Origin of the sequence: Glycomyces luteolus (genome assembly GCF_027622875.1) — a bacterium.
Taxonomy (GTDB): domain Bacteria; phylum Actinomycetota; class Actinomycetes; order Mycobacteriales; family Micromonosporaceae; genus Glycomyces; species Glycomyces luteolus.
In genome coordinates this window covers 1-22,072 of record NZ_JAPZVP010000013.1, presented here as the reverse complement: position 1 = coordinate 22,072, position 22,072 = coordinate 1, and the positions used below count along the sequence as shown (strand labels likewise).

Below are 22,072 nucleotides of genomic sequence, written 5' to 3'. Positions count from 1 at the left end.
TCCATGTGGAAGAAGATCCTGATCGTCGCCGGCGTGGCAACGGTCGCGTTCGTCGTGGCCAAGAAGGTCAAGTCGATCAACGACGACCGCACCCTGTGGCACGAGGCCACCACCTCCGCGGAAGACGTGCGCTAGCGAATCGCGTTAGCCAGTTCACTGCGATCCGGGTATCCTCGCTGTGGCAGTAAGCGCTACGGCGATACTTGGAGAGGTCCAGTCTCGTAGGGTTCAGTCCGCGCGACTGACCGAGGGGCCTTAGCTCAATTGGCAGAGCACCTGCTTTGCAAGCAGGGGGTTAGGAGTTCGATTCTCCTAGGCTCCACATGAAGAAGGCGGCCATCATGCGATGGCCGCCTTTCTCGTGCCCGGGGGCTAGCGCAGTCGGCAGGCGCCGTCGGCGCATTCGCGTTGGAGGCGGCCCCGGGAGACCGTCTCGATCAGGCCGAGGATCCAGCAGACCGGGCAGCCGCGCAGGGCGAGCATGCCGACCGCGATGAGGGCCAGGGCCGGCCAGCCGAACACCGGCAGCAGCGCTACCGCGGCGATCATGGCGCCGAAGCCGAGCACGCCGCGGATGAGGTGGCGCGGCACGGACTCGCTCGCGAAGCTCCCGCTACCCGCCATGGCAGTCCCCCTCGGTGCGGTGCAGGCCTTCCTGGACCGCAGCGCGGGCGCGGTGCAGCCGCGACTTCATGGCGGCCGTGCTGATACCGAGGGCGTCGGCGGTCATGCGGCCGCTGCAGCCCTGGACGTCGCGCATGATGAGCACCCGGCGCTGCTCGGAGGGCAGGGAGGCGATCACGTCGGCGACGATCCCGGCCTCCAGGAGCTGCAGCGCCTCCTCCTCGGCCGACGGTGCGGCCCGCTCGGGGAGCGGGCCGCGGTGGCGCAGGGCGAGCCGGGCGCGGCGCACGCATTCGTTGCGCACGATGCGGAACATCCACGCCGCGAGCGCCCCGGTGGCGCGCAGCATCCCGATCTTGCGGTACAGGATGATGAGCGCCTCCTGCGCCGCGTCCTCCGCGTCCTGCGGTGTGGTGCAGAGCGAATGCGCGAACCGCCGCACGTGCGGGTGCGAGCCCGAGACGAGCGCGGTGATCGCCCGGCTGTCCCCGTCCTGCGCGGCGGCGATCAGCGCCTCGCCCGGCCAACTCGTCTCAGCCACGCGCTCTCGCCCTCCTCCGCAGCACCACGATGCTGCACATGCCCATGAGCAGCACCAGGACCCCGATTGCGATACCGATGACCATGTCGACCTCCATCTCTGGACCGGCCCATCTGACCGGACGGATAAGAGAGGCGGGCATCGGCGCAAAGGATTCGCTCCGGGCCGGTCTTTCTCGCGATCGGTTCGAATGTAGCGACGTTGTATCAATGGGCGCGGGTGCGGCAAGATGAGGCGGTGAGAATCGGATTGCTCGGCGCGTTCCATGTGCACGTAGGCGACGAGACCCTCGAGGTCCCCGGTGCGCGCTCGCGGGCGCTGCTCGCGGCGCTGGCGCTGGAGCCGGGCCGGATCGTGCCGCGGACGCGGCTGGTCGACTGGATCTGGGGCGAGGAGCCGCCCTCCGATGAGGCGAACGCCTTGCAGGTCTTGGTGTCCCGCCTGCGCAAGGCCCTGCCGAAGGGCGCGGTCGAGTCGAAAGCCGGCGGGTACCTGCTCGCCGTGGAGCCCGATGCGGTGGACGTGAGCCGCTTCGAGGCCATGGTCGCGAAGGCCCGCAACGCGGAGGACGCCGAGAAGGCCGAGCTGCTGCGCGAGGCCTTGGGCCTGTGGCGCGGCACCGCCATGGAGGGCATCTCCCTGTTGGGCAGCAAGGCGTTCGACGCCGTGGTCGTGGGTCTGAACGAGCGGTACGTCTCGGTGCTGGGCGACCGGGTGGACGCGGAGGTGCGCCTGGGGCGCGGCGCGGACCTCGTCACCGAGCTGACCGACCTGGTCGCGAAGTACCCGATGCGGGAGGGCTTCGTGGCGGCCCTGATGCGGGCGCTCGCCGAGGCCGGGCGCGGCGCAGAGGCCCTGACCGCCTACCAGCAGCTCGCTGAGCGGCTGGGCGAGGAACTCGGCGTGGACCCCTCGGCGGAGCTCTCGGCCCTGAACATCGCGCTGCTGCGCGGCGAGATCGGCGGCCGCACCGAGAACCGCCGCACCAACCTGCGCGCGGAGCTGACCGCGTTCGTGGGCAAGGAGGACGACGTCGCCGCCGTCGCCGACCTGGCGTCCCGGCACCGCCTCGTCACGCTCCACGGCGAAGGCGGCGCGGGCAAGACCCGGCTCGCGGTCGAGACCGCGCGGTCGATGCTCGGCGACCTGCCGGACGGGGCGTGGCTCGTCGAGCTGGCAACGCTCGACGCCGAAAGCGAACTGGCGCAAGCGGTCCTGACCGCGATCGGCCTGCGCGACCAGCAGGGCGCGGCGGGCGGGGACGCGACGGAGCGGCTCGTGGCCGCGATCCGCGACCGCGTGATGCTGCTCGTCCTCGACAACTGCGAGCACGTGATCGAGGAGGTCTCGGCGTTCACCGACCGGCTCCTCGGCGAATCCCGGAGCCTGCGCATCATCGCGACCAGCCGTGAGCCGCTCGGCATCACCGGCGAGGCGCTGTGGCAGGTCGAGCCGCTCGCGCTGCCCGCCGAGGGCGCGAGCGCGCAGGAGGCCGCCGCCTCCCCCGCCGTGCGGCTGCTCCGCGACCGTGCCGAGGCCGTGCGCCGCAACATCGGCGGCGACGAGGCCACATTGTCCACTATGGCTCGCATCTGCCGGGCGCTCGACGGGATGCCGCTCGCGATCGAACTCGCCGCGGCCCGCCTGCGCACCATGTCCGTCGCCCAGCTTGCCGACCGCATCGACGACCGCTTCCAGCTCCTCACCGGCGGCAGCCGCACCGCGATGGCCCATCACCGCACCCTCCGCGCGGTCGTCGACTGGAGCTGGGACCTCCTCAGCGAGACCGAACGCGAACTCCTGCGCCGCCTCTCCGTCTTCACCGGCGGTGTGAGCCTTGAAGCGGCCGAACGGGTCTGCCCCGATGGCGAATACGCCCTCGACCTGCTGACCGCCCTCACCGAGAAATCGCTCCTGCGCGCCGACGGCGATGGCGAGCCGCGCTACCGGATGCTCAACACCATCCGCGAGTACGCGGCCCAGCGCCTCACCGAGGACGGCGACCCGGCCGCCGCCCGCCGCGCGCACCTCGCCTACGTCACCGAACTCACCGAGGCCGCCGACGCGCACCTGCGCGGCAGCGACCAGCTGACCTGGCTCTCCGCGCTCGAAACCGAGCACGACAACATCAACGCGGCGCTGCGCACCGCGATCGGCGACGGCTGGGCCGCCGAGGCGATGCGGCTCGTCGGCGCCGCGGGCTGGTACTGGTACCTCAGCGGGCACCGCGCCGAGGGCACCGAGCTTGCCATCGCCGCCGGGTCCCTCGAAGGCGAAGTGCCTGACGACATCCGGGCCGTGAGCGGCACCATCGTCGCCATGTTCCTCACCTCCGGGTACGGCGGCGACCAGTACCAGGCGCAGGAGTGGATCCAGACCGCGAACGCGGCGGCCGAGCGCAGCAGCTCCCGCCACCAGATGCTCGCCTTCATCGCCCCGCTCGCGCGGATGCTGGAGGCCCCCAAGGACTTCCTCGCCGCGTTCGACCCGCTCGTGGCCGGCACCGACCCCTGGGTGCGCGCGCAAGCGCGGCTCGCCCGCGGCCGCCTGCGGCTCGTCCTCGGCAGCGACGAGACCGATGTGGACAGTGATGTGGAGCTGGCCCTCACCGAGTTCCGCGCCATCGGCGACCGCTGGGGCGTCTCCTCGGCCATCAGCTTCCTGGCCGAGCGGACGGCCGCGCGCGGCGAGTTCGCCAAGGCCTGCAAGCAGATCGACGAAGCGGCCGCGGCGCTCGCCGAACTCGGCTCCACCGAAGAGGTGATCAGCGCGCGGGCACGCCAGGCCCAGCTGTACTGGCTGCACGGCGACGAGCGCGCCAGCGCATCGGCGCTCGCTCAGGCGGAAGCGCTCGCGGCCGGGATCTCCTGGCCGGGCACGATCGCGGAGCTGACGTTCGCGAAGGCGCACTTGGCGCGCTGGCGCGGGGACCTGGACGAGGCTCGCGACCTGGTGTCGACGGTGGCGGCCCGCCCGGCCGATGACGGGGTCGGGATCCAGTTCGCGGTGCTGGACTTCAGCGGTTATCTCACCGATGACCTGGACCGGGCGAGGGGTCTGCGGCGGGAGGCGCTCGCGGCGGGTGTGGGCCTGTCGTATCCGCCGATGATCGCGCAGGCGCTGATCGGGATCGCGGATCTGGCGGTGCGGCAGGGGAAGGACGTGGAGGCCGTGCGGCTGCTGGCGGCGGCGGACGTGGTGCGCGGGGCGGTGGATCTGACGCTGTTCGACGCGGTGCGGATCGCGGAGGACACGCGGAACCGCCTCGGCGAAGCGGCGTTCGGCGAGGCGGCTGGCGTCGGCAGGGAACAGGACTGGAATGAGTTGGTGGAGGCCGTTCTCGGTTCGTGAAGGGTCGCAAGGCCGTTAGCTCGCCTGCGCCTCCTTGACGGTGATGTCGCCGCCGCTGGTGCGGACGCGCACTTTGACGGTGGCCTTGGGGGTGCCGGGGACGGCGACGTGGTCGATGACGCGGCCGGTGGCGCTGCGGGCGTCGAGTTCGACGGCGGTGTCCTGGGGGACGCCGACCTGCAGTCTGCCGATGGCGGTGGTGAGTTCGACGGGGCCGGTGCCGATCATGCCGATGGTGATGTCGCCGATGGAGGTCTTGGCTTCGACGGCGGCGCGGGCGGTGTCGATGGTGATGGGGCCGTTGGCGGCGTTGACGCGCAGGTCGCCTTCGGCTTCGCCGATCCAGGTGTTGCCGCCGATGTTCTTGACGGCGGCGTCGCCGCCGATGCGGTGGAGTCGGATGTCGCCGCTGCCGCTGACCTCGGCGTTGCCGCGGACCTGTTCGACGTGGACGCGGCCGCCGGTGGTCTTGAGCTTCACCTCGGCGGTGTCGGCGACCTTGATGTCGCCGATGGCGTTCTTGAGGTTGCAGGAGCCGATCCGGCCGCGCACGACGTATTCGCCGTCGGCGGTGTCGCCTTGCACGTCGGATCCGGCGGGGAGTGCCACGGTGATGCGGACGGAGCCGAATTTGCGGGTGAAGGCGGTGCGGAGCTTGGGGTGCCAGACGCGGAGTTTGCCGGCTTCGAATTCGACGTTGACCTTGTCGGCGGCTTCGATGTCGAGTTCGCGGGTCGGGTCGATCGGTTCGACCTGGACGGCGGTGTCGGTGCGGTCGGCGGCGGTGAAGCGGATGTCGCCGAGGATGATGTCGACGGCGGCGGTGATCGGCGCGGGGGTGTTGAAGGTGTGCATGTCGGTGCCTCTTTCGGTGTGGCCTTGCTGGCTTGATGCCGTAACAATGGGCCGCCGTGCTGTCACCGGGCTTGCTTGTGCCTGTCGTCGCCCCTGACGCGTGTCAGTCGCCTGGTTGCTGCGCCTTTTTCACTCCGGTTTCTCGAGGTCGGCGAGGAGTCCGTCGAGGGTCGCGCCGAGGGCGTCGGTGTTCGTCTCGTCGAACCAGGTGGTGCGGACGCGCTCGTTGCTGCCGCCGGGGGTCTCGTGTTCGGCGGCGAGGCGGTGGAGGGTGCGGGTCTCGTCGGCGAGGGATCGGCCGACGCCCTGGTAGAGGCTGCGGAGGTAGCGGTCGGCGGCTTCGGTGGGGAGGCCGTGGCGGGCGGCCCAGTCGGTGAGGGCGGCGAGGTAGGCGTAGTGGGTGCTGATGGTGCTCGAGAGCGAGGAGCACACGTTGTAGGCGGTGAGGTCGGCGACGGGCTGGGCGCCGCCGAGCCGGTCGAAGAGCGCGTCGGCCACCGGGTGGGCCGGGTAGGTGACGGTGACGGATTTGCGTTCGCGCACGGTGGGCAGGGGGATGGCCGAGACGAGGTCGGCGTCGGTGTCGAGGAGTTCGCGCAGTTCCTCGTGCGGCACACCGGGGATCACGTTGATGACGGTCTTGTCGGCGCCGATGCGGAGTCCGGTGAGGGCTTCGCGGCGGTCGGCGCGGCGGACGGCGAGGACCACGATGTCGGCGTGGTCGGCGACCTCCTGGTTGCCGGTCCGGACCGTGACGTTCGGGTATGCGGCGGCCAGTTCGGCGGCGGTGGCGGCTCCTCGCGGGGAGAGGTCGATGCCCGGCGGGGTCTCGGCGCCGTCGCAGAGTCCTTCCACCATGGCCTTGCTGATCTCGCCTGTGCCGATGAATCCGATGCGTTCCACTGGGTGCTCCTTGTCGTCGGGTTTGAGGCTAGTGCACCGGGGCGCGAACGACGAGGGTCCGAAATTTTCGGCACTCATCATTGAAGTATGTCAATGAAAATTAGTGCTTGAGCAGGGATTGACACTACGACTTGTCAAAATTATCCTGATATTGGCAAACGGTATCTCCGAAAGTTTCGGAGATTCTCGCAATCAGGAGGAGCAACGATGCGTCATCCGAACGAACCCGCGACCGCGAAGGCCAAGCTGAAACGGCGGTCCCTCATCACCGCGGGCGCGGCGCTCCCGGTACTCGCCGCCGCCACCCCGGCCGCCGCCCAGACGACCATCACCGTCGAACCCGGGACCGTGCAGCAGACCATCCAAGGGTTCGGCGGCATGAACCACAGCGTCTGGATCGCCGACCTCACCGCCGCCCAGCGCGACACCGCGTTCGGCAACGGCAGCGGCCAGCTCGGCTTCTCCATCCTCCGCATCCCCGTCCACGAGGACCGCGCCAACTGGAGCCGCGAAGTCGCCACCGCCCAGCGCGCTGTCGCCCTGGGCGCCAAGGTCTTCGCCTCCCCCTGGAACCCGCCCGCGCACATGACCGAGACCTTCTCGGGCGGCAAGCGCCTCCGCTACGACATGTACGACGACTACGTCCAGCACCTCAACGACTTCGACCAGTTCATGGCGAGCAACGGCGTCGACCTCTACGGCATCTCCGTCCAGAACGAACCCGACTACGCGCACGACTGGACCGCCTGGACCCCGCAGGAGATGCTCAGGTTCTGCCGCGAGAACGCCGGATCGATCGGCACCCGCGTCATCGCGCCCGAATCGTTCCAGTACCGCAAGAACATGTCCGACCCGATCCTCAACGACCCCCAGGCCCTCGGCAACGTCGACATCATCGGCGCCCACCTCTACGGCACCCAGAACGCCGACTTCCCCTACCCGCTGTTCCAGCAGAAGGGCGGCGGCAAGGAACTCTGGATGACCGAGGTCTACCACCCCAACAGCTCCGACTCGGCCGACCTCTGGCCCGGCGCCCTCGACACCGGCGAGCACATCCACCGCGCACTCGTCTACGGCCGCTTCCAGACCTACGTGTGGTGGTACATCCGCCGCAGCTACGGCCCCATGCGCGAAGACGGCCAGATCTCCAAGCGCGGCGCGAACATGGCGCACTTCTCCAAGTGGGTGCGACCCGGCTACCAGCGCATCACCGCGACCGCGAACCCACAGGCGAACGTCTACATCACCGCGTTCAAGAGCGGCGCCCGCATCGTCATCGTCGCCATCAACAAGAACACCGCCGCCGCCTACTTCCCGTTCACCGTGCAGGGCGGCGGCAACGCCACCGTCTCGACCTGGCTCACCGACGCGAGCAACACCCTCGCCGCCTACTCCTCCCCCACCATGACGAACGGCTCGTTCGGCGCGCAACTCCCCGCCCGCAGCATCCGGACGTTCGTCATCAACTGACGTTGAGAACCCGGCCGATGCGGGTACTCCACCTTCTCGAAGCGGGCGCCCCCGCGGGCGCCCGCCCACCCGAAGGAGGACCCATGGCCGTCAAGCAGCGCCTCACCGTCCATGTGACCGACGCGCCCGAACGGAGCCGCTACGAGGCGCGGATCGACGGCGAACTCGTCGGCTACACCGAGTACCGCCACCACGACGATACGACCCTGCTCGCCCGCACCGTGGTCCCCGACGAGCTCCAGAACCACGGCATCGGCACGCAGCTGGCGAAGTTCGCGTTCGAGGCGGCACGCCGGGCCGGCAAACGGATCGAGCCCGCGGACCCGTTCATCGCCGGATTCATCGAGCGCCACCCCGAGCACGCCGACATGCTGCACGAGAAGGCGATCCACCTGGGCGAGGAGACCTAACCCCTGCCGCTCGGCGCGCAGCTCGGCCCAGCGCTCGAGCCGTTCGCCGACGCGCGCTTCGTAGCCGTTCCTGGTGGGCCGGTAGAAGCGCTCGCGGTCCATGTCCTCCGGGAAGTAGTCCGCGCCGGAGAAGCCCTCGGCCGTGTCCGGGTCGTACTGGTAGCCCTTGCCGTAGCCGATGTCCTTCATCAACCTGGTGGGCGCGTTGAGGATGTGCGCCGGGGGAGCGAGCGAACCGGTCTGCTTCGCGCTGCGCACCGCCTCCCCGAAACCCCGGTACACCGCGATCGACTTCGGCGCGGTCGCCAGGTAGACGACGGCCTGGGCGATCGCCAGCTCCCCTTCGGGCGAACCGAGCCGCTCGTACACGTCCCACGCGGCGAGCGCCTGCTGCACGGCCTGCGGATCGGCGATCCCTATGTCCTCGTTCGCGAACCGCACGATGCGGCGCGCGATGAACAGCGGGTCCTCGCCGCCGTCGAGCATCCGCGCGAGCCAGTACAGGGCCGCGTCCGGGTCGGAGCCGCGCATCGACTTGTGCAGGGCCGAGATGAGGTTGTAGTGGCTCTCCTGGGTTTTGTCGTAGAGCGGCGCCCGCTTCTGGATCCGCTCGGCGAGCTGGGCGGTGTCGAGCGGCGGTGTGCCCTCGGGGAGGTCCTGCAGCTGCTCGACCATGTTGAGCAGGTACCGGCCGTCGCCGTCGGCCATCGCGATGAGCGAGCCCCGCGCCTGGTCGTCGAGCGGCACGGGCCGCACTTCCTTCTCGGCGCGGACGAGGAGCGTCTCGAGCGCGGCGGTGTCGAGCCGGTGGAGCACGAACACCTGGCATCGCGAGAGCAGCGCGCCGTTGAGCTCGAAACTGGGGTTCTCGGTGGTCGCGCCGACGAGGATGACCGTGCCGTCCTCGACGTACGGCAGGAAGCCGTCCTGCTGGGCGCGGTTGAACCGGTGGATCTCGTCGACGAACAGGAGCGTGCCCTGCCCCATCTCGCGCCGCTGGCGGGCGGCCGCGAAGACCTTCCGCAGATCGGCGACGCCGGAGAACACGGCCGAGAGCGGTTCGAACGCGAGGTCGGTCTCCTCGGCGAGCAGCCGCGCGATCGTGGTCTTGCCGCACCCGGGCGGGCCCCACAGGATCGTGGAGACCGGTTTGCCGCGCCCGACCATGCGGCCGAGCGGCGCGCCGGGGGCCAGCAGGTGGTCCTGGCCGACGACCTCGGCGAGCGTGCGCGGACGCAACCGGTCGGCGAGCGGCCGGGGCGGTTCGTCGCCGAACAGTGGCAGCGCTGGCGCCGGTTCGTTCATGCCCCCACCGTATCGCCGGGGTACGACTTCGCGGGTGAACGTGAGAGGATGCACGGGCTTGAAGGAGGCGCAGCGTGCACGCGATCTGCGAGGTAGTGATCACCGGCCCCGACGCGGGCTGGCTCCGCGAGTTCACACGGAAGCTGGTGGAGGAGCGGCTGGCCGCCTGCGGGCAGAACCTCGCTGAGATCCGCTCGATCTACCGGTGGGAGGGGCGGATGCACGATGAGCCGGAGGCCCGGGTCATGCTGCACACGCGCCAGTCGCTGGTCCCCGAGATCATCCGGATCGTGCGCAGGGAGCACCCGTACGACGTGCCGTGCGTGCTCGCGACCCTGATCACGCAGGCCAACCCGGACTACCGGGCCTGGGTCGTCGAATCGACGAAGGACCCGGACGAGGACGCGTAAGGGCGCGACCGCGATCGGCCGCACCCTTCGAGTTCGCTAGCCCTGGCCCCAGAAGACGTCCTCGGCGATCTGGTCGGCCGAGAACAGCCACACCTCGGCGACCTTCCCGTTCGCGACCCGCAGCAGATCGACGCCGTCCATCGACATTTCCGCGCCGTCCCGCTTGCCGGAGAAGCGGATCGGGAGTGCCGCGAGGTCGCCGTTGATCATCGGCGCGCCGTTCGGCGCGAGCGCGAAGGTGCCGCCGCTGACGCCCATCATGGCCCCGATCATCTCGCCGACGGCGCCGCCGCCGTGCTTGTCGCCGGAGAACCGGTTGCGGCCCGGCTGGTGCCAGACGAGGTCGTCGGCGAACAGGGCGGCGAGCGCACTGGGCTCGCCGGAGGCCATGGCGTCGATGTACAGCTGGGCGACGGCTGCGGTGGATTCGGTCATCGTGTGCTCCCTCGAATGTGCGGTGCCGAGTCGTCCATCCTCACCGGCGCCCCCGCGGGGACACCGGCGAATCCGGTATTTGTAACTCGTTTCCGCGGCCGCGCGCGGTATTGACCGGCGGCGGGGTCGATGGCAGGATCGGCAGCTCGGACGCTGATGGGGGAGTCATGACCGAGATTCGCGATATCGAAGTGGTCGTCTTCGACGTGCTCGGCACGTTGGTCGACGAACCGGACGGGATCGCCGCGGCGATCCGCGAGGCGCTGCCGGAGGCCGAGCCGATCGCGGTCGACGAGCTGGTCGCCTTGTGGCAGCGGCACGTCGAGGACGAGCAGGCGCGCATCGCACGGGGCGAGCGCGAGTACGCGAACACCGAGGTCATCGACGCCGAGGCGGCGTGGGCCGTGGCCGAACGGGCGGGGATCGACGACCCGGCGGACATCGCGAGACTGGCGACGGCCGGTCAGCGCCTCGCGCCTTGGGAGGACTCGGTCGCCGGTATCGAACGGCTCTCGTGGCACTTCCCGACGATCGGACTGTCGAACGCGAGCCGCGCTGCCCTCTTGCGGCTCAACGCCTTCGCGGGACTGCGGTTCCATCAGGCGCTGTCGACCGAGTGGGCCGGGGCCTACAAGCCCGCCCCGGAGGTCTACCGGCTGGCACTCGACGCGGCCGCTTGCGAGCCCGAACGGGTGCTGATGGTGGCCGCCCACGCTTGGGATCTCCGCGGGGCCCAAGCGGTCGGGATGCGAACGGCCTACATCGGCCGCTCCGTCGGCGACCCGCCGAAGGACACGGATACATTCGACGGCCACTTCGACGGCCTAGCTGCCTTGACCGCCGCGATCGTCCCGCAGTAACCCGGGAACCGGCGAGATCGCACTCGCCTGGTGGGGCCTGCACCCGCTGCTGCTGGCGATCACCTCGATCATCGCCTCGATGGGCGTGTACGCCTTGAGCTCGTACTTCTTCCCCAACGCCGGCGGCGCGGTCGTCAGCGTCCTGACGATGATCGGCATGGCCGTCGGCGTCGACTACTCGCTGTTCTACCTCAAGCGGATCCGCGAAGAACGCCTGCGCACCGGCGGAACCCTGAGCGTCGCCGCCTCCATCGAGGCCGCCGCCGCGACCGCCGGGCGCACCGTCCTGACCGCCGGCATCGCGGTGATCGCCTCACTCGCCGGGCTCTACCTGGTCGGCGACGTGGTCTTCTCCTCCATCGCCACCGCCTGCATCGTCGTGGTCGCCATCGCCATGATCAGCTCCCTCACGGTGCTTCCTGCCCTGCTCGCGAAGATCGGCCGCCGCATCGACGGCGGCAAGCTCATGCGCCGCAAGCAGCCTCGGAGCGAGAGCCGAGTGTGGTCGGCGATGCTGCGCCCGTCCATGAAACACCCGGTCGCGACCTCCATCATCGGCCTGACAGTCCTCATCGGTCTCTCCGCGCCCGCCCTGGGCATGAAACTCAGCGTCGAAGGCAAGGAGACCTTCCCCGACTCGCTCCAGACCATCGCCGCCTACGAGGCGATGACCGAGGCGTTCCCCGCCGAAGGCGTCTTCCACATGGCGGTCGCCGAGGTCGAACCCTCCCAAGCGGACGAACTCGCCGCCGCCGTCACCGAACTGGAAGCGCGCACCCGGGACAGCGACCTGTTCGCCGAGACCGACCACCCCCGGATCCGCGCGTCGCCAGACGGCTCGGCAGTGGCGCTCGAACTCCCGATCCACTACCCCACCAGCGACCCCCGCGCCGCGGAGTCCCTGAACCTGCTGCGCGACGAACTGCTCCCGGACACCGTCGGACAGATCGACGGCGCCACCTACGCCGTCTCCGGCGAGCCCGCCTACGCCGCCGACTTCTCGGACCTGCAGTCCTCGCGGCTGCTCGTCGTCCTCGGTTTCGTGCTCCTGGCGACCTTGCTCATCATGTTCCTCACCTTCAAGTCCTGGATCATGGCGGCCTTGAGCACGATCCTGAACCTGCTCTCGAGCCTCACCGCCTGGGGCGCACTGGTCCTGGTCTTCCAGGGCACCTGGGCCGAAGGCCTGCTCGCCTTCGAATCGCCCGGGTTCCTCGGCTCCCGCACCCCGCTGATGGTCTTCGCGATCCTCTACGGACTCTCGCTCGACTACCAGCTGTTCGTGATGAGCCGCATCAAGGAGGCGGCGAAGCGCGGCCTCACGCCGCGAGCAGCGATCCGGGAGGGCATCATCTCCTCGGCGAGCGTGGTGACCAGCGCAGCCGTGATCATGATGTCCGTGTTCGTGGCCTTCATCTTCACCGACCGGATCGAGATGAAGCAGCTCGGCTTCGCCCTCGCTCTCGGCGTGCTCCTGGACGCCGTGGTCGTGCGGATCATGCTCCTACCCGCCCTCATGAGCCTGGTCGAACGCCGCGGCTGGTGGCCGATGCGCTGGCAGGCGAACGGCCCGGCGGTGGCGCCCGCCGGTGCCGAACTCCTGGACTCGGCGCGGCGGTAGCCCGCCCATCGGAGAACGCGGGGCGGGGGGGGGGGGGGGCCCGCGGGGGGGGGCGGGGGGGGCGGGGGCGGGGGCGCGCCGGGGGGGGCCCCCCCCGGGGCCCCCCCCCCCCCCGCCGCGGGGGGGGGCCCCCCCCCCCGGCCCCCCCCGGGCCCCCCCCCCCCCCCCGGGCGGGGGGGCCCCGCGCGGTTCCTACTGCTACCCAGGCGTCTTCGCGGTGCTCTTGAAGGAGCGCAGCCGGAGGCTGTTGCCGACCACGAACACGCTCGAGAACGCCATCGCCGCGCCCGCCAGCATCGGGTTCAGCAGCCCGAGCGCCGCGAGCGGGATCGCCGCCACGTTGTAGGCGAACGCCCAGAACAGGTTGCCCTTGATCGTGCCGAGCGTCCTGCGCGACAAGCGGATCGCGTCCGCAGCGGCCCGCAGGTCGCCGCGCACCAGTGTCAGATCGGCGGCTTCGATCGCCACGTCCGTACCCGTACCCATCGCGAGACCGAGGTCGGCCTTGGCGAGCGCGGCCGCGTCGTTCACGCCGTCGCCGACCATCGCCACGACCCGGCCTTCGGCCTGCAGCCGAGCGACCTGCTCGACCTTGTCCTGCGGCATGACTTCGGCGATCACCTCGTCGATGCCGACCTCGGCGGCGATCCGCTCGGCCACGACCTTGTTGTCGCCCGTGAGCAGCACCGGGGTGAGGCCCAGGGCCTTGAACTGCGCCACGGCTTCGGCGCTGGTGGGCTTCACCGTGTCGGCCACGATGAGCACGCCGCGCGCCTCGCCGTCCCAGCCGACCGCGACGGCGGTCTTGCCTTCGGACTCGGCGGCCGCTTTCGCTTCGGCCAGTGCGGCACTCAGTTCGAGGGTCCAGTCCGCGAGGAGCGTTTCGCGCCCGACCACCGCGAGGTGGCCGTCCACGACGCCTTGCACGCCCTTGCCTTCGATGCTCTTGAAGTCCTCGACCTCAGGAAGCGCGCCTTCAGCGGCGGCGGCCTTCGCGATCGCCTGCGCCACAGGGTGTTCCGATGCGTGCTCCAGAGCGCCGGCGAGGCGCAGGAGCTCCTCGCGCTCCACTCCGTCCGCGGGCACGACCTCGACGAGGGTCATCTTGCCGCTGGTCACGGTCCCGGTCTTGTCGAGCACGATCGTGTCGACGCGCCGGGTGGACTCCAGGATCTCCGGCCCCTTGATGAGCACGCCCATCTGCGCGCCGCGCCCGGTCCCGACCAGCAGCGCGGTCGGCGTCGCGAGCCCGAGGGCGCAGGGGCAGGCGATGATGAGCACCGCCACGGCGGCCGTGAACGCGGCGGCGGTCGGGAACCCGGCACCGAGCCAGAACCCAAGGGTCGCAACCGCGATCGCGATGACGATCGGGACGAAGATCCCGGCCACCCGGTCGGCCAGCCGCTGCACCTCGGCCTTGCCGGACTGCGCGTCCTCGACCAGTCTCGCCATCTGCGCGAGCTGCGTGTCGCTGCCGATCGCGGTGGCCCGAACGACGAGTCGCCCGCCGGCGTTGACCGTGGCACCCGTGACCGAGTCGCCGACACCGACTTCGACGGGCACGGATTCGCCCGTGAGCATCGAGGCGTCGACGGCCGAAGTGCCGGTGACGATCTCGCCGTCGGTCGCGATCTTCTCGCCGGGTCGCACCACGAACTCGTCGCCCACGGCCAGCTGCGCGATCGGAATCCGCGTTTCGACGCCGCCGCGCAAGACCGCGACTTCCTTGGCGCCCATGTGGAGCAGCGCCCGCAGCGCCGCGCCCGCCTGCCGCTTCGAGCGCTTCTCGAAGTAGCGTCCGGCCAGGATGAACATGGTGACGCCGGCGGCCACCTCGAGGTAGATGTTCCCGGCGCCGTCGCTGGGGGCGACGCTGAACGTGAACGGGTGGGTCATGCCCGGCGTTCCGGCGGTGCCGAGGAACAGGGCGTACAGCGACCAGACGTAGGCGGCGAGGGTGCCGACCGACACGAGCGTGTCCATAGTGGCTGATCCGTGGCGGAGGTTCGTCCAGGCCGCCTTGTGGAACGGCCAGGCCGCCCACAGGACCACGGGGGAGGCGAGCGCGAGCGACGCCCACTGCCAGTACTCGAACTGGAGCGCCGGGGCCATCGCCATCGCGATGACGGGCACCGAGAGCACGACCGATCCGATGAGCCGCTGGCGCAGGCCGGTCAGTTCGGGGTCGGGCTTGTCGTCTTCGTCGGCGTCCGAGGTCTCGGGCTCGGGCGGGGCCGGGAGCGCGGCGGTGTAGCCGGTCTTCTCGACGACCGCGATGAGCTCGGCCGGGTCGATGCCCGCGGGGGCTTCGATGCGGGCCTTCTCGGTGGCGTAGTTGACGGAGGCGCTGACGCCTTCGACCTTGTTGAGCTTCTTCTCGATCCGCATCGCGCAAGACGCGCAGGTCATCCCGCCGATCTCGAGTTCAATGCGGTCGACCGGCCCGGGGGGCAGTGCAGTGCTCATTGGTCGTCCTTCCTCTCTCGTTCGGGATCAGTGGCCGTGGCCGTCGGTGCCGTGCTCGGCGGATTCGGACGGTTCCTCGGTCGGCGCTTCGGTCGTTCCGGCGCTGGGGTCGGATTCGTCGGCGGTCGTGCCTTCAGCGGTGTCGACCACGAACGCGGCGCTGTGCACCTGGCCCGCGACCTGGAAGTCGAAGTACAGGAAGTACCGGCCATCGGTCGGCACCTCGATCGCGAAGGTGACGTCGGGTCCGCTCAGGTCGCCCGCCTGCGGCTCTTCGCCCTCGGGGTGGACGTGGAGGTAGGCGAGGTCGCCTTCGCGAAGGGCCACAAGGTGACCGAACGCGCCGAGGTAGGGCTCCAGCTCGTGGACGGGCTGCCCGTCGCGGGTCACTGAGGCCGTGACCTCGGACGAGGCACCGGCGCTCAGGTCGCCCTCGAGCGTCACGGTGAACCCGTCGACCTCGGAGACCAGCGAGGGCTCGGTGGCGATCTCGGGACCGTATTCGCCCGCGACCTCGACCGTGCGGGTCAGGGTGAGGTCCTCGCCGTCCTCGGGGACGAAGTCGGCGTAGACGCGGTACGAACCGGCCGCGTCCCAGGTCCAGGGCAGCGACCAGGTGCCGTCGGCGCCGAGTTCGGGGTGCACGTGGCGGAAGTGGGTGCCGTCGGCGCGGACCACGATGAGGTGGAGTTCCTTCTCGTGGGAGACGGTGTAGTCGGTGAGCGGCTTGCCGTCCGCGCCGGTGATCTGGAATGCGAGCTCGCCCGCCGCGCCGATCGCGGTCGGGGCGCTGACCTCGCTGAGGAGGTAGCCGTCCTGCTCGATGGAGAGGCCTCGCACGGGGACGGCTTCGCCGTCGCCGCTGCCGTGACCGCCGTCGTGGCCGCCGTCGTGGCCGCCGTCTGCGGACCGGTCGTTCCAGTCGTCGGCGGCGTCGTCGGGCATGACGGCGGCGGCCGTGCCGAACGCGGCTGCGAACAGCACCGCGAGGCCGCCGCCGTAGAGGCCGAGGCGTGTACCGGTGTTCATAAGACCCTCCCGATCAGATGATACCCCCTTAGGGTATCCGCATGACTAGAATTTATACCCCCTAGGGGTATATGAGTCAAGCCGGTGACCGAGACGTGAGATACGAGACAGGGCTCCCAGAAGGACATCGACCGGTGCGCCGGTTGCGGTGCACGGCAAACGCCGCCTTCCAGGCCGCATCGTGCTCACGCGGGCAACCCGCTTGACCCATCTGCCACTCAGGTCCCACAATCGGTTGCGTGACCGACGCGCTCCTCCTCGACCGGCTGCCGACCGCGGCAGAACACCGCCGAATCGCCGAAGCGGTCGGATGGGCCGAGGCGTTCGACTGGGACACGCTGCCCGCATCCCTGGATCGGTCCCTCGCGGGCGCGGTCGCTCTGCAGGGCGGGCATGCCGTGGGCATGGGCCGCCTGGTCGGGGACGGCGTCAAGTATTTCTATGTCCAGGACCTCGCCGTCCTGCCCGAATACCAGGGAGCGGGCATTGGGACGGCGCTGGTGCAACGCCTGCTGGACCATGTGGCGAGCACCGCGCCGTCTACGGCCTTCGTCGGCCTCTTCGCGACCGACGGCGCCATCCCGCTGTACCGGCGGCACGGATTCGCGCAGGGCGACATGACCGGGATGTTCCGCCTGGTCGAACCGGCCGTCCCCGCCGCTACGATCCCGTCGCGGCTGGCGTGAGGAGAAGCGGTGGGACGGCTGGATCTGCATCACTACTACGAGCGTGACCTGGGCCCCTTCCGGAACCTGTCCGACCTGCCCGCAGCGGAGGCCGAGGCGGTCCAGCAGCGACTTCGTGAACGCGGCGACGTCTTCGCAAGTCAGCGTTCGCCCGATTACCTGAGCATTCGGCGAGGACTCGAGCAACGCGCGCGAGCGTTGTTCGCCGACAAGGGCGGCCGCCCGGTCAGGGAGCGGCCGCACTACATGACCCTCGGGGCCTGCCCGTGGCTCTTGGACTGGTACCGCCGAGGGCAGGAGCTGACCATCGGCCTCGACAGGTTCGATCCGGCGGCGATCAGCTTCACCTACGGCGACCTGTTCCCCGCCATGCGCCTGGCCGGTCAGCGGCCGTACTGGGGGCAGGTCTACACCCTCGATGAGATCCGTGCGGTCATCGAGGAACACGGCCTGCCACAGGAGTGGAACGCCGACGGGGCCGGCGGCCCCGAGCGCTACATCGAAGCGCAGATCTGGGACGACGCGCCTCTAGCCGGTCATCTTGCAATGACCGCGCAGGCTCAGGTCTAGCCGTTTCAGCCGTCGCAGTTGCGGATGCAGTCGCGCCAGGCGCGCTCGGCCGCCACTTCGATCTGCGCCGCGATGTCGCCGCTCAGGACCCACGGCCAGGCCTCGTGATCGCAGATCCAGAGGTCGGGCGCTTCGTTGACGAGTCCGCTGAAGTGCCCGAGGAGGTTGGGCCCTTCAGGCGAGTCGGTGGTGATCCACAGGCGCGGATGCCCGCCGTGTACGCCGAAGACGAGGGCTCGGTCGTCGATCATCACCCCACCCACAGTGGTGAGCGCGTCGAGCCTGGGCGGAAACACCACTGTGGACTTCGCGGGGAGTGCGGCAAGAGCGCGCTGGTAGGCGCGGCGGACTTCCAAGGGCGCGTTGCGGAGCCGGCTCATCAGAGGTCTCCGCCCGGGAACGGGGTCGCGCTGGCCGGGACCAGACGAGTGGTCGGACCGACCGGGGCCGGACGGCTCGTCGCGCCGACCGGGACGACCGGGATCGTGCTCGGGAACGAGCGGGCGAGGGCGAGGCTGCGAGGCCGGTGGTTGCGGCGTCGCTGGATCGCGCCTCGGCGCGGGTTGGTGTAGGCGTCGGAGGGAGTGAAGTCCTCCCAGCTTCCCCTTGGCCACGTGAGGTTTCGGAGGTTCTGGTCGCGGGTCATGCCGTAGGTGTGGAGGAAGATCCGGCGCGTGTCGGCGCGGCGGCGGCTGTGGGCGGCGTTGCGCGGGGCCATGACCGAATGCGGCCGGATCGCCTGACGCGAGCGGACCGGTGGTCGCGAACGTGGCGGATCAGCACGTCGTTCCTGGGCGGGTCGGACTTGCGGGCGTGCAGCGGTGCGCCATTCGATCTGGATCGGCGGCTCGACCGGTTGCGCCAGGATCAGATGCTGCGTTGCGGTCTCCGCGACCGGGTTCGGATCGGCCGTGAACGGGGCCATCCCGATCGGATCGACCACCGGTCGAGTGACCACGGCCGCTCGACCGACGTATCGAGTTGATTGGCGCAGTTCGCAAGCGGCGCGGGAGCGTCGGCAGCGCGACGGGGGTTCCGGGAACGGAACGACGCGCCAGTACAGGATCGCCACCACGATCTGGAGGTACCAGCGCAGGTAGACGAGGATCTGGTTCGGTTCCGGCGGTTCGAGGTGCGCGCGGTGCAGCTCCTCGGAGTCGCGGAGGAAGTCGCGGTACGCGGCTTCGCGCAGAGGCGAGAAATCATGCGGTTCTTCGGATTGAGGGTGCGATCGAGGCGGCTGGAACCAAGAGCCGCCCGGCGGCTGCGCTCGGTCGCCCTCGTGCGCAGGGGTTCGGCCGCGATCCGGCGACTCGAACCAGCCGCGTCCTGGCGGCTCGCTCCGCCGCTCCGTGGGCGGGAAATTGAGGAGCGCACTGTGCCGCTCAACGGGTGGGGAATCGAAGGGATCGCTGCGCCACTCGGACGGCACGCGCTCGTTCCACCGCTCTTCGGGCTGCGGGTCCGGCAGTTCGCCTCGGCGCCTGCGGCCCCGGCGCGGGTCGGGCTGCCAGCCGGGCGTGCCGTACGGGCCCGGGTCGAGCGGGTCGTACGGCTTCTCGCCGATCCGCCAGGTAGCCGTTTCGGTGTTTTCAGGTACGCCGGAATGGCGTATCGTCGTCCACGACACGAAAGTTCTCTTTCCTGTGTTAGGTCGCCCGGTGGTCAGGAGTTGGTAGCTACGAAGCCACCGGGCGACTGATGGAAATCTTGCACTATGGATTTGTTGCGTTGCATGCGGCCTGCGACGTAACCCATTCGGGTGACGACGTAAACCCTTGTCGCACTGGGCAGATCGCCAATTGCGGTTACTGCATGATGAGCGATGACTGCGCGCATTGTCAACAACACCGTCTAGACGCGAGCCCTCATTTTTTCGCTTTGCTTGCCCCGCAACACGATCCGGACTGTGACGGTCGTCGCCCTTAGAGTGCGCGGCAGCCTGTGGCAGGCTCAACCCGATTGATCGATGAACTCGCGAAAGCCAACATGCACGGGAGACTGCGGCAGGACCGCCAGGCCACGGACCTCGGATCGAGCCGATCATCCCGCAACGGAGTCGCAAGAAGATCATCGGTCTTGGCGCCATCCGGCAGGGTGGTTTCAAGTCCCGGGGTTGGGGTGAGCTGTCGGGTTGAGACAGGTTGGGCTGCATAGCAGTACAGGCACGGAACTGGCGATCATTGTGGTGTCTTACGCCCGATGATCTCGAAAGCATCCCGTGCCTGCCGATACATCCTCACAGGTCCCTGCCGTGCTCACCAGGCTGGGTCCGCTCGACGCCGACCGGATCGCAGACCTGCGCCCTTACCTCGACTCGGTGCCCGACCCCAGGTCGCGGCGGGGCCAGTGGTACTCCCTGACCGCGATCCTGCTCATCTGCGCCTGCGCGGTCGTCTCGGGCGCCAAGAGCATCGACGAACTCGCCGAATGGGGACAGCGCGCCCGGACCGACCTGCTCGAAGCGATCGGCATCCGACGTCACCTGCTCCGCTGGCGCCGCTCGCCTCGACCGCGTCCATCGGCCGCGTCCTCGAACGCCTCGACGGCGACGCGCTCGACACCGCGATCGGCGCCTACCTGGCCGACCAACACCGCCGATCCGCCGCCGGGCGACGCCCACCAGGCCACGCCCGAGCACCTCGCCGCTTTCGTCCGCGGCCAGTGGGGTATCGAAAACTCCTCGCACCACATCCGCGATGTCACATTCGGTGAGGACAGCTCCACCGTCCACGCCGGAACGGCTCCGCGCGCCATGGCCGCTTTCCGCAACCTCGCCACCGGCGCCCTCAAGATCCTCGGCGCGACCAACATCGCCAAGACCACCAGGGCAATCGGTGAGGAACCCGAGCGAGCCCTACCGATCCTGGGCATCAGCTACATTGCGGGGGCGCTACGAAAGAATACGCAGCTCAGTGCGACGGAAATCGCGCTTATCGAGCGCAACTTCCCCTAGTTGCCCTGCTCGGGCGGGGCTTGACCAAGTCCTGATAGCGTTTGCTCATGACCTCTCCCCTGGCGACTGACTCTCACGGCAACGCACTGATCGATTTGACCTCCGCGACCAGGGAACAACTCGAAGATGCCGCCAGGCACACGCCTTGCCCGCTCGCGCTCGTCGTCCTCACCGACATGTCGACCGACGAAGTACTGTTCGGTCTGAATCGCTGGCGGCGAGAATACGAACTCCCCGGCGGCATTGTCGAGGACGGCGAATCGTTCCTTGCAGCCGCGAAACGTGAACTCGAAGAGGAAACAGCAATCAGGGTCGAGACTCTCGATCTGGTCGGCTATGCGAGGTTCACCCTGACCAAACCGCAACGTGAGGAGCTTGGGGCGGTCTACTTCACGCGCGTCGCCGACCCGCAGGCACAAGCCAGCGAGGAGCTACAGGCATTCGTCTGGAGGAAGCCGCTGAGCGAGTCGGCACTCGCGATCGCCGCGCTCGACGACGTGATCGCAGCATGGGCCACAACGTCAGGCTAGACCGCATCGCACAGTTGCAGCGAGCCCTCGAACCCAGGCTCGGCTCGCGCCTTCTTCGCCCGCGAAGCCGCCCTCGCAGGCGAGGGCGATGGGCGTTGTCTGAACCATGCGGGCCATGACCGCGTTCCGAACCCTCCCGATCCTTGACATCCACCACCAACCACACCCTTCAGGAACTTGAGAAAGCCCTGACCATCCGGTGGGTGGTCGAACAAGCCATTGCCCACCTCCACCAGTTCAAGCGCCTCGCTGTCCGATGGGAACGTTGTCTGGACCTGCTTGAGGGCTTCCCCAAGCGCGCGGCATCGCTGATCTGCTGAAGGCGCTTGGCGCACAACGTCATTCGGACCTGCTAACACGATTCCAAGCGGGAATTCCCTGGCCCGACCCACCTCCCGATTGCTACATTCAGGCGATGGAGGACACGACACCCGTGATCACGATTCGCCCGGCTACCGGCGCTGATGCGGTCGAACTGGCTCGGCTGCGGTGGGAATTCAAACTCGAAGAGGAGCCGGTGGCACCGGAGGCCGGAGCGCAGCAGGCGTTCCTCTCCAACTGCGAGGCATGGCTGCGCACCCGGCTCGCCGATACCTGGATGGCGTGGGTCGCCGAGACGGCCGACCAAATCATCGGTCATGTCTTCGTTTCGGTCGTTGAACGGATGCCGTCACCCACCGGTATCGATGCACCGATCGGATACGTCACCAACTTCTTTGTCGTACAACAGCATCGCGGTCGAGGCGTTGGCGCCAGTCTGCTGGAAGCGGTCAACGACCACGCCAGGAAAGTACCGCTATGCGCCATGATCGTCTGGCCATCGGAACGCAGCGATCCCCTCTACCGGCGCCACGGGTATGCGGTCAGCGACGAGCTACTGGAACAACACCTCATCCACGACTGACAACTTGAAATACGTTCTTAGCTTGCGTTTTAACCTTCTTGGTATGCGCTGCAGGGTGTTTGGAGGCAGCGTGAGGTGGATGGTTCATCATCTTGGTTGTGCCACAGGAGTTTGCGACTACTTCCGCTGCTGAGCCGGGGCAAGCC

General features: G+C 69.2%; 22 protein-coding genes, 1 tRNA gene and 1 pseudogene. 14 read left to right on the top strand and 10 right to left on the bottom strand.

Annotation, left to right across the window (positions count from 1 at the left end):
* Window positions 1–3: 3 nt before the first annotated feature.
* Together O1R50_RS16450 and O1R50_RS16445 are read left to right on the top strand one after the other, a co-directional pair.
* Window positions 4–135, top strand: coding sequence for a DLW-39 family protein (locus O1R50_RS16450; RefSeq protein WP_218125197.1), 132 nt, complete (start codon window positions 4–6; stop codon window positions 133–135).
* 114 nt (window positions 136–249) lie between these two features.
* Window positions 250–322, top strand: a tRNA-Ala gene (locus tag O1R50_RS16445).
* 50 nt (window positions 323–372) lie between these two features.
* On the opposite strand, the gene O1R50_RS16440 is transcribed toward O1R50_RS16445, so the two are convergent.
* Window positions 373–624, bottom strand: a complete 252-nt coding sequence (locus O1R50_RS16440) for a hypothetical protein (protein ID WP_270111202.1) — start codon at window positions 622–624, stop codon at window positions 373–375.
* Window positions 614–1,165 carry an RNA polymerase sigma factor gene (locus O1R50_RS16435; protein ID WP_270111201.1) on the bottom strand — a complete coding sequence of 184 codons (552 nt, stop codon included), beginning with the start codon at window positions 1,163–1,165 and terminating at the stop codon, window positions 614–616. The genes O1R50_RS16440 and O1R50_RS16435 overlap by 11 nt, the downstream gene beginning before the upstream one ends.
* A 237-nt stretch (window positions 1,166–1,402) precedes the next feature.
* Between O1R50_RS16435 and O1R50_RS16430 the strand changes: the two genes are divergently transcribed.
* Entirely contained in the window at window positions 1,403–4,516 is a 3,114-nt protein-coding gene (locus O1R50_RS16430; RefSeq protein ID WP_270111200.1) for a BTAD domain-containing putative transcriptional regulator, read from the top strand.
* A gap of 15 nt (window positions 4,517–4,531) precedes the next feature.
* Here the strand turns inward: O1R50_RS16430 and O1R50_RS16425 are convergent, their stop codons facing one another.
* Together O1R50_RS16425 and O1R50_RS16420 are read right to left on the bottom strand one after the other, a co-directional pair.
* The gene (locus O1R50_RS16425; protein ID WP_270111198.1) at window positions 4,532–5,371 is read right to left on the bottom strand and encodes a DUF4097 family beta strand repeat-containing protein; all 840 of its coding nucleotides are present in this window, start codon (window positions 5,369–5,371) and stop codon (window positions 4,532–4,534) included.
* 129 nt (window positions 5,372–5,500) lie between these two features.
* Complete coding sequence (locus tag O1R50_RS16420; RefSeq protein WP_270111197.1) at window positions 5,501–6,274, bottom strand: NAD(P)-binding domain-containing protein; 774 nt, start codon at window positions 6,272–6,274, stop codon at window positions 5,501–5,503.
* Between the two features lie 207 nt (window positions 6,275–6,481).
* Between O1R50_RS16420 and O1R50_RS16415 the strand changes: the two genes are divergently transcribed.
* Both O1R50_RS16415 and O1R50_RS26390 read left to right on the top strand, forming a co-directional pair.
* Window positions 6,482–7,744 carry a glycoside hydrolase gene (locus O1R50_RS16415; protein WP_270111196.1) on the top strand — a complete coding sequence of 421 codons (1,263 nt, stop codon included), beginning with the start codon at window positions 6,482–6,484 and terminating at the stop codon, window positions 7,742–7,744.
* Between the two features lie 17 nt (window positions 7,745–7,761).
* On the top strand, window positions 7,762–8,154 hold the full coding sequence (locus O1R50_RS26390) for a GNAT family N-acetyltransferase (protein ID WP_408612723.1): 393 nt from the start codon (window positions 7,762–7,764) through the stop codon (window positions 8,152–8,154).
* Between the two features lie 3 nt (window positions 8,155–8,157).
* Here the strand turns inward: O1R50_RS26390 and O1R50_RS16410 are convergent.
* Window positions 8,158–9,459: pseudogene (locus O1R50_RS16410) on the bottom strand (replication-associated recombination protein A); the annotation flags it as partial.
* Window positions 9,460–9,533: 74 nt separating this feature from the next.
* Between O1R50_RS16410 and cutA the strand changes: the two are divergent.
* Window positions 9,534–9,869, top strand: coding sequence for a divalent-cation tolerance protein CutA (cutA, locus tag O1R50_RS16405; protein ID WP_270111194.1), 336 nt, complete (start codon window positions 9,534–9,536; stop codon window positions 9,867–9,869).
* A gap of 36 nt (window positions 9,870–9,905) precedes the next feature.
* Here cutA and O1R50_RS16400 read toward each other — a convergent pair whose 3' ends face one another.
* Window positions 9,906–10,304: a nuclear transport factor 2 family protein gene (locus O1R50_RS16400; RefSeq protein WP_270111192.1), complete on the bottom strand. Its 399-nt coding sequence runs from the start codon at window positions 10,302–10,304 to the stop codon at window positions 9,906–9,908.
* Between the two features lie 167 nt (window positions 10,305–10,471).
* Between O1R50_RS16400 and O1R50_RS16395 the strand changes: the two genes are divergently transcribed.
* Together O1R50_RS16395 and O1R50_RS16390 are read left to right on the top strand one after the other, a co-directional pair.
* Complete coding sequence (locus O1R50_RS16395) at window positions 10,472–11,164, top strand: haloacid dehalogenase type II (protein ID WP_270111190.1); 693 nt, start codon at window positions 10,472–10,474, stop codon at window positions 11,162–11,164.
* Window positions 11,165–11,180: 16 nt separating this feature from the next.
* Window positions 11,181–12,785, top strand: a complete 1,605-nt coding sequence (locus tag O1R50_RS16390) for an MMPL family transporter (RefSeq protein WP_333490269.1) — start codon at window positions 11,181–11,183, stop codon at window positions 12,783–12,785.
* Between the two features lie 198 nt (window positions 12,786–12,983).
* Here O1R50_RS16390 and O1R50_RS16385 read toward each other — a convergent pair whose 3' ends face one another.
* Window positions 12,984–15,251, bottom strand: coding sequence for a heavy metal translocating P-type ATPase (locus O1R50_RS16385; protein WP_270111189.1), 2,268 nt, complete (start codon window positions 15,249–15,251; stop codon window positions 12,984–12,986).
* Window positions 15,252–15,278: 27 nt separating this feature from the next.
* Window positions 15,279–16,280, bottom strand: a complete 1,002-nt coding sequence (locus O1R50_RS16380) for a heavy-metal-associated domain-containing protein (protein ID WP_270111188.1) — start codon at window positions 16,278–16,280, stop codon at window positions 15,279–15,281.
* A 239-nt stretch (window positions 16,281–16,519) separates the two neighbouring features.
* Here O1R50_RS16380 and O1R50_RS16375 point away from each other — a divergent pair, with 239 nt between their 5' ends.
* Entirely contained in the window at window positions 16,520–16,966 is a 447-nt protein-coding gene (locus O1R50_RS16375) for a GNAT family N-acetyltransferase (protein ID WP_270111187.1), read from the top strand.
* A 9-nt stretch (window positions 16,967–16,975) separates the two neighbouring features.
* Window positions 16,976–17,536: a hypothetical protein gene (locus O1R50_RS16370; protein WP_270111186.1), complete on the top strand. Its 561-nt coding sequence runs from the start codon at window positions 16,976–16,978 to the stop codon at window positions 17,534–17,536.
* A gap of 5 nt (window positions 17,537–17,541) precedes the next feature.
* Here the strand turns inward: O1R50_RS16370 and O1R50_RS16365 are convergent, their stop codons facing one another.
* Entirely contained in the window at window positions 17,542–17,916 is a 375-nt protein-coding gene (locus tag O1R50_RS16365; RefSeq protein WP_270111185.1) for a hypothetical protein, read from the bottom strand.
* Window positions 17,916–19,166: a chromosomal replication initiator protein DnaA gene (locus O1R50_RS16360; RefSeq protein ID WP_270111184.1), complete on the bottom strand. Its 1,251-nt coding sequence runs from the start codon at window positions 19,164–19,166 to the stop codon at window positions 17,916–17,918. Before O1R50_RS16360 ends, O1R50_RS16365 begins: the two co-directional genes overlap by 1 nt.
* A gap of 624 nt (window positions 19,167–19,790) precedes the next feature.
* Here O1R50_RS16360 and O1R50_RS16355 point away from each other — a divergent pair.
* From O1R50_RS16355 to O1R50_RS16340, 4 genes are all read left to right on the top strand, one after another.
* A complete protein-coding gene (locus O1R50_RS16355; RefSeq protein ID WP_270111183.1) occupies window positions 19,791–20,492 on the top strand; it encodes a transposase family protein in 702 nt (233 codons plus the stop codon).
* A 47-nt stretch (window positions 20,493–20,539) separates the two neighbouring features.
* Window positions 20,540–21,022 carry an NUDIX domain-containing protein gene (locus O1R50_RS16350; protein WP_270111181.1) on the top strand — a complete coding sequence of 161 codons (483 nt, stop codon included), beginning with the start codon at window positions 20,540–20,542 and terminating at the stop codon, window positions 21,020–21,022.
* 143 nt (window positions 21,023–21,165) lie between these two features.
* Complete coding sequence (locus tag O1R50_RS16345) at window positions 21,166–21,342, top strand: hypothetical protein (protein WP_270111180.1); 177 nt, start codon at window positions 21,166–21,168, stop codon at window positions 21,340–21,342.
* Between the two features lie 95 nt (window positions 21,343–21,437).
* Window positions 21,438–21,926: a GNAT family N-acetyltransferase gene (locus O1R50_RS16340; protein WP_270111179.1), complete on the top strand. Its 489-nt coding sequence runs from the start codon at window positions 21,438–21,440 to the stop codon at window positions 21,924–21,926.
* Window positions 21,927–22,072 lie beyond the last annotated feature (146 nt).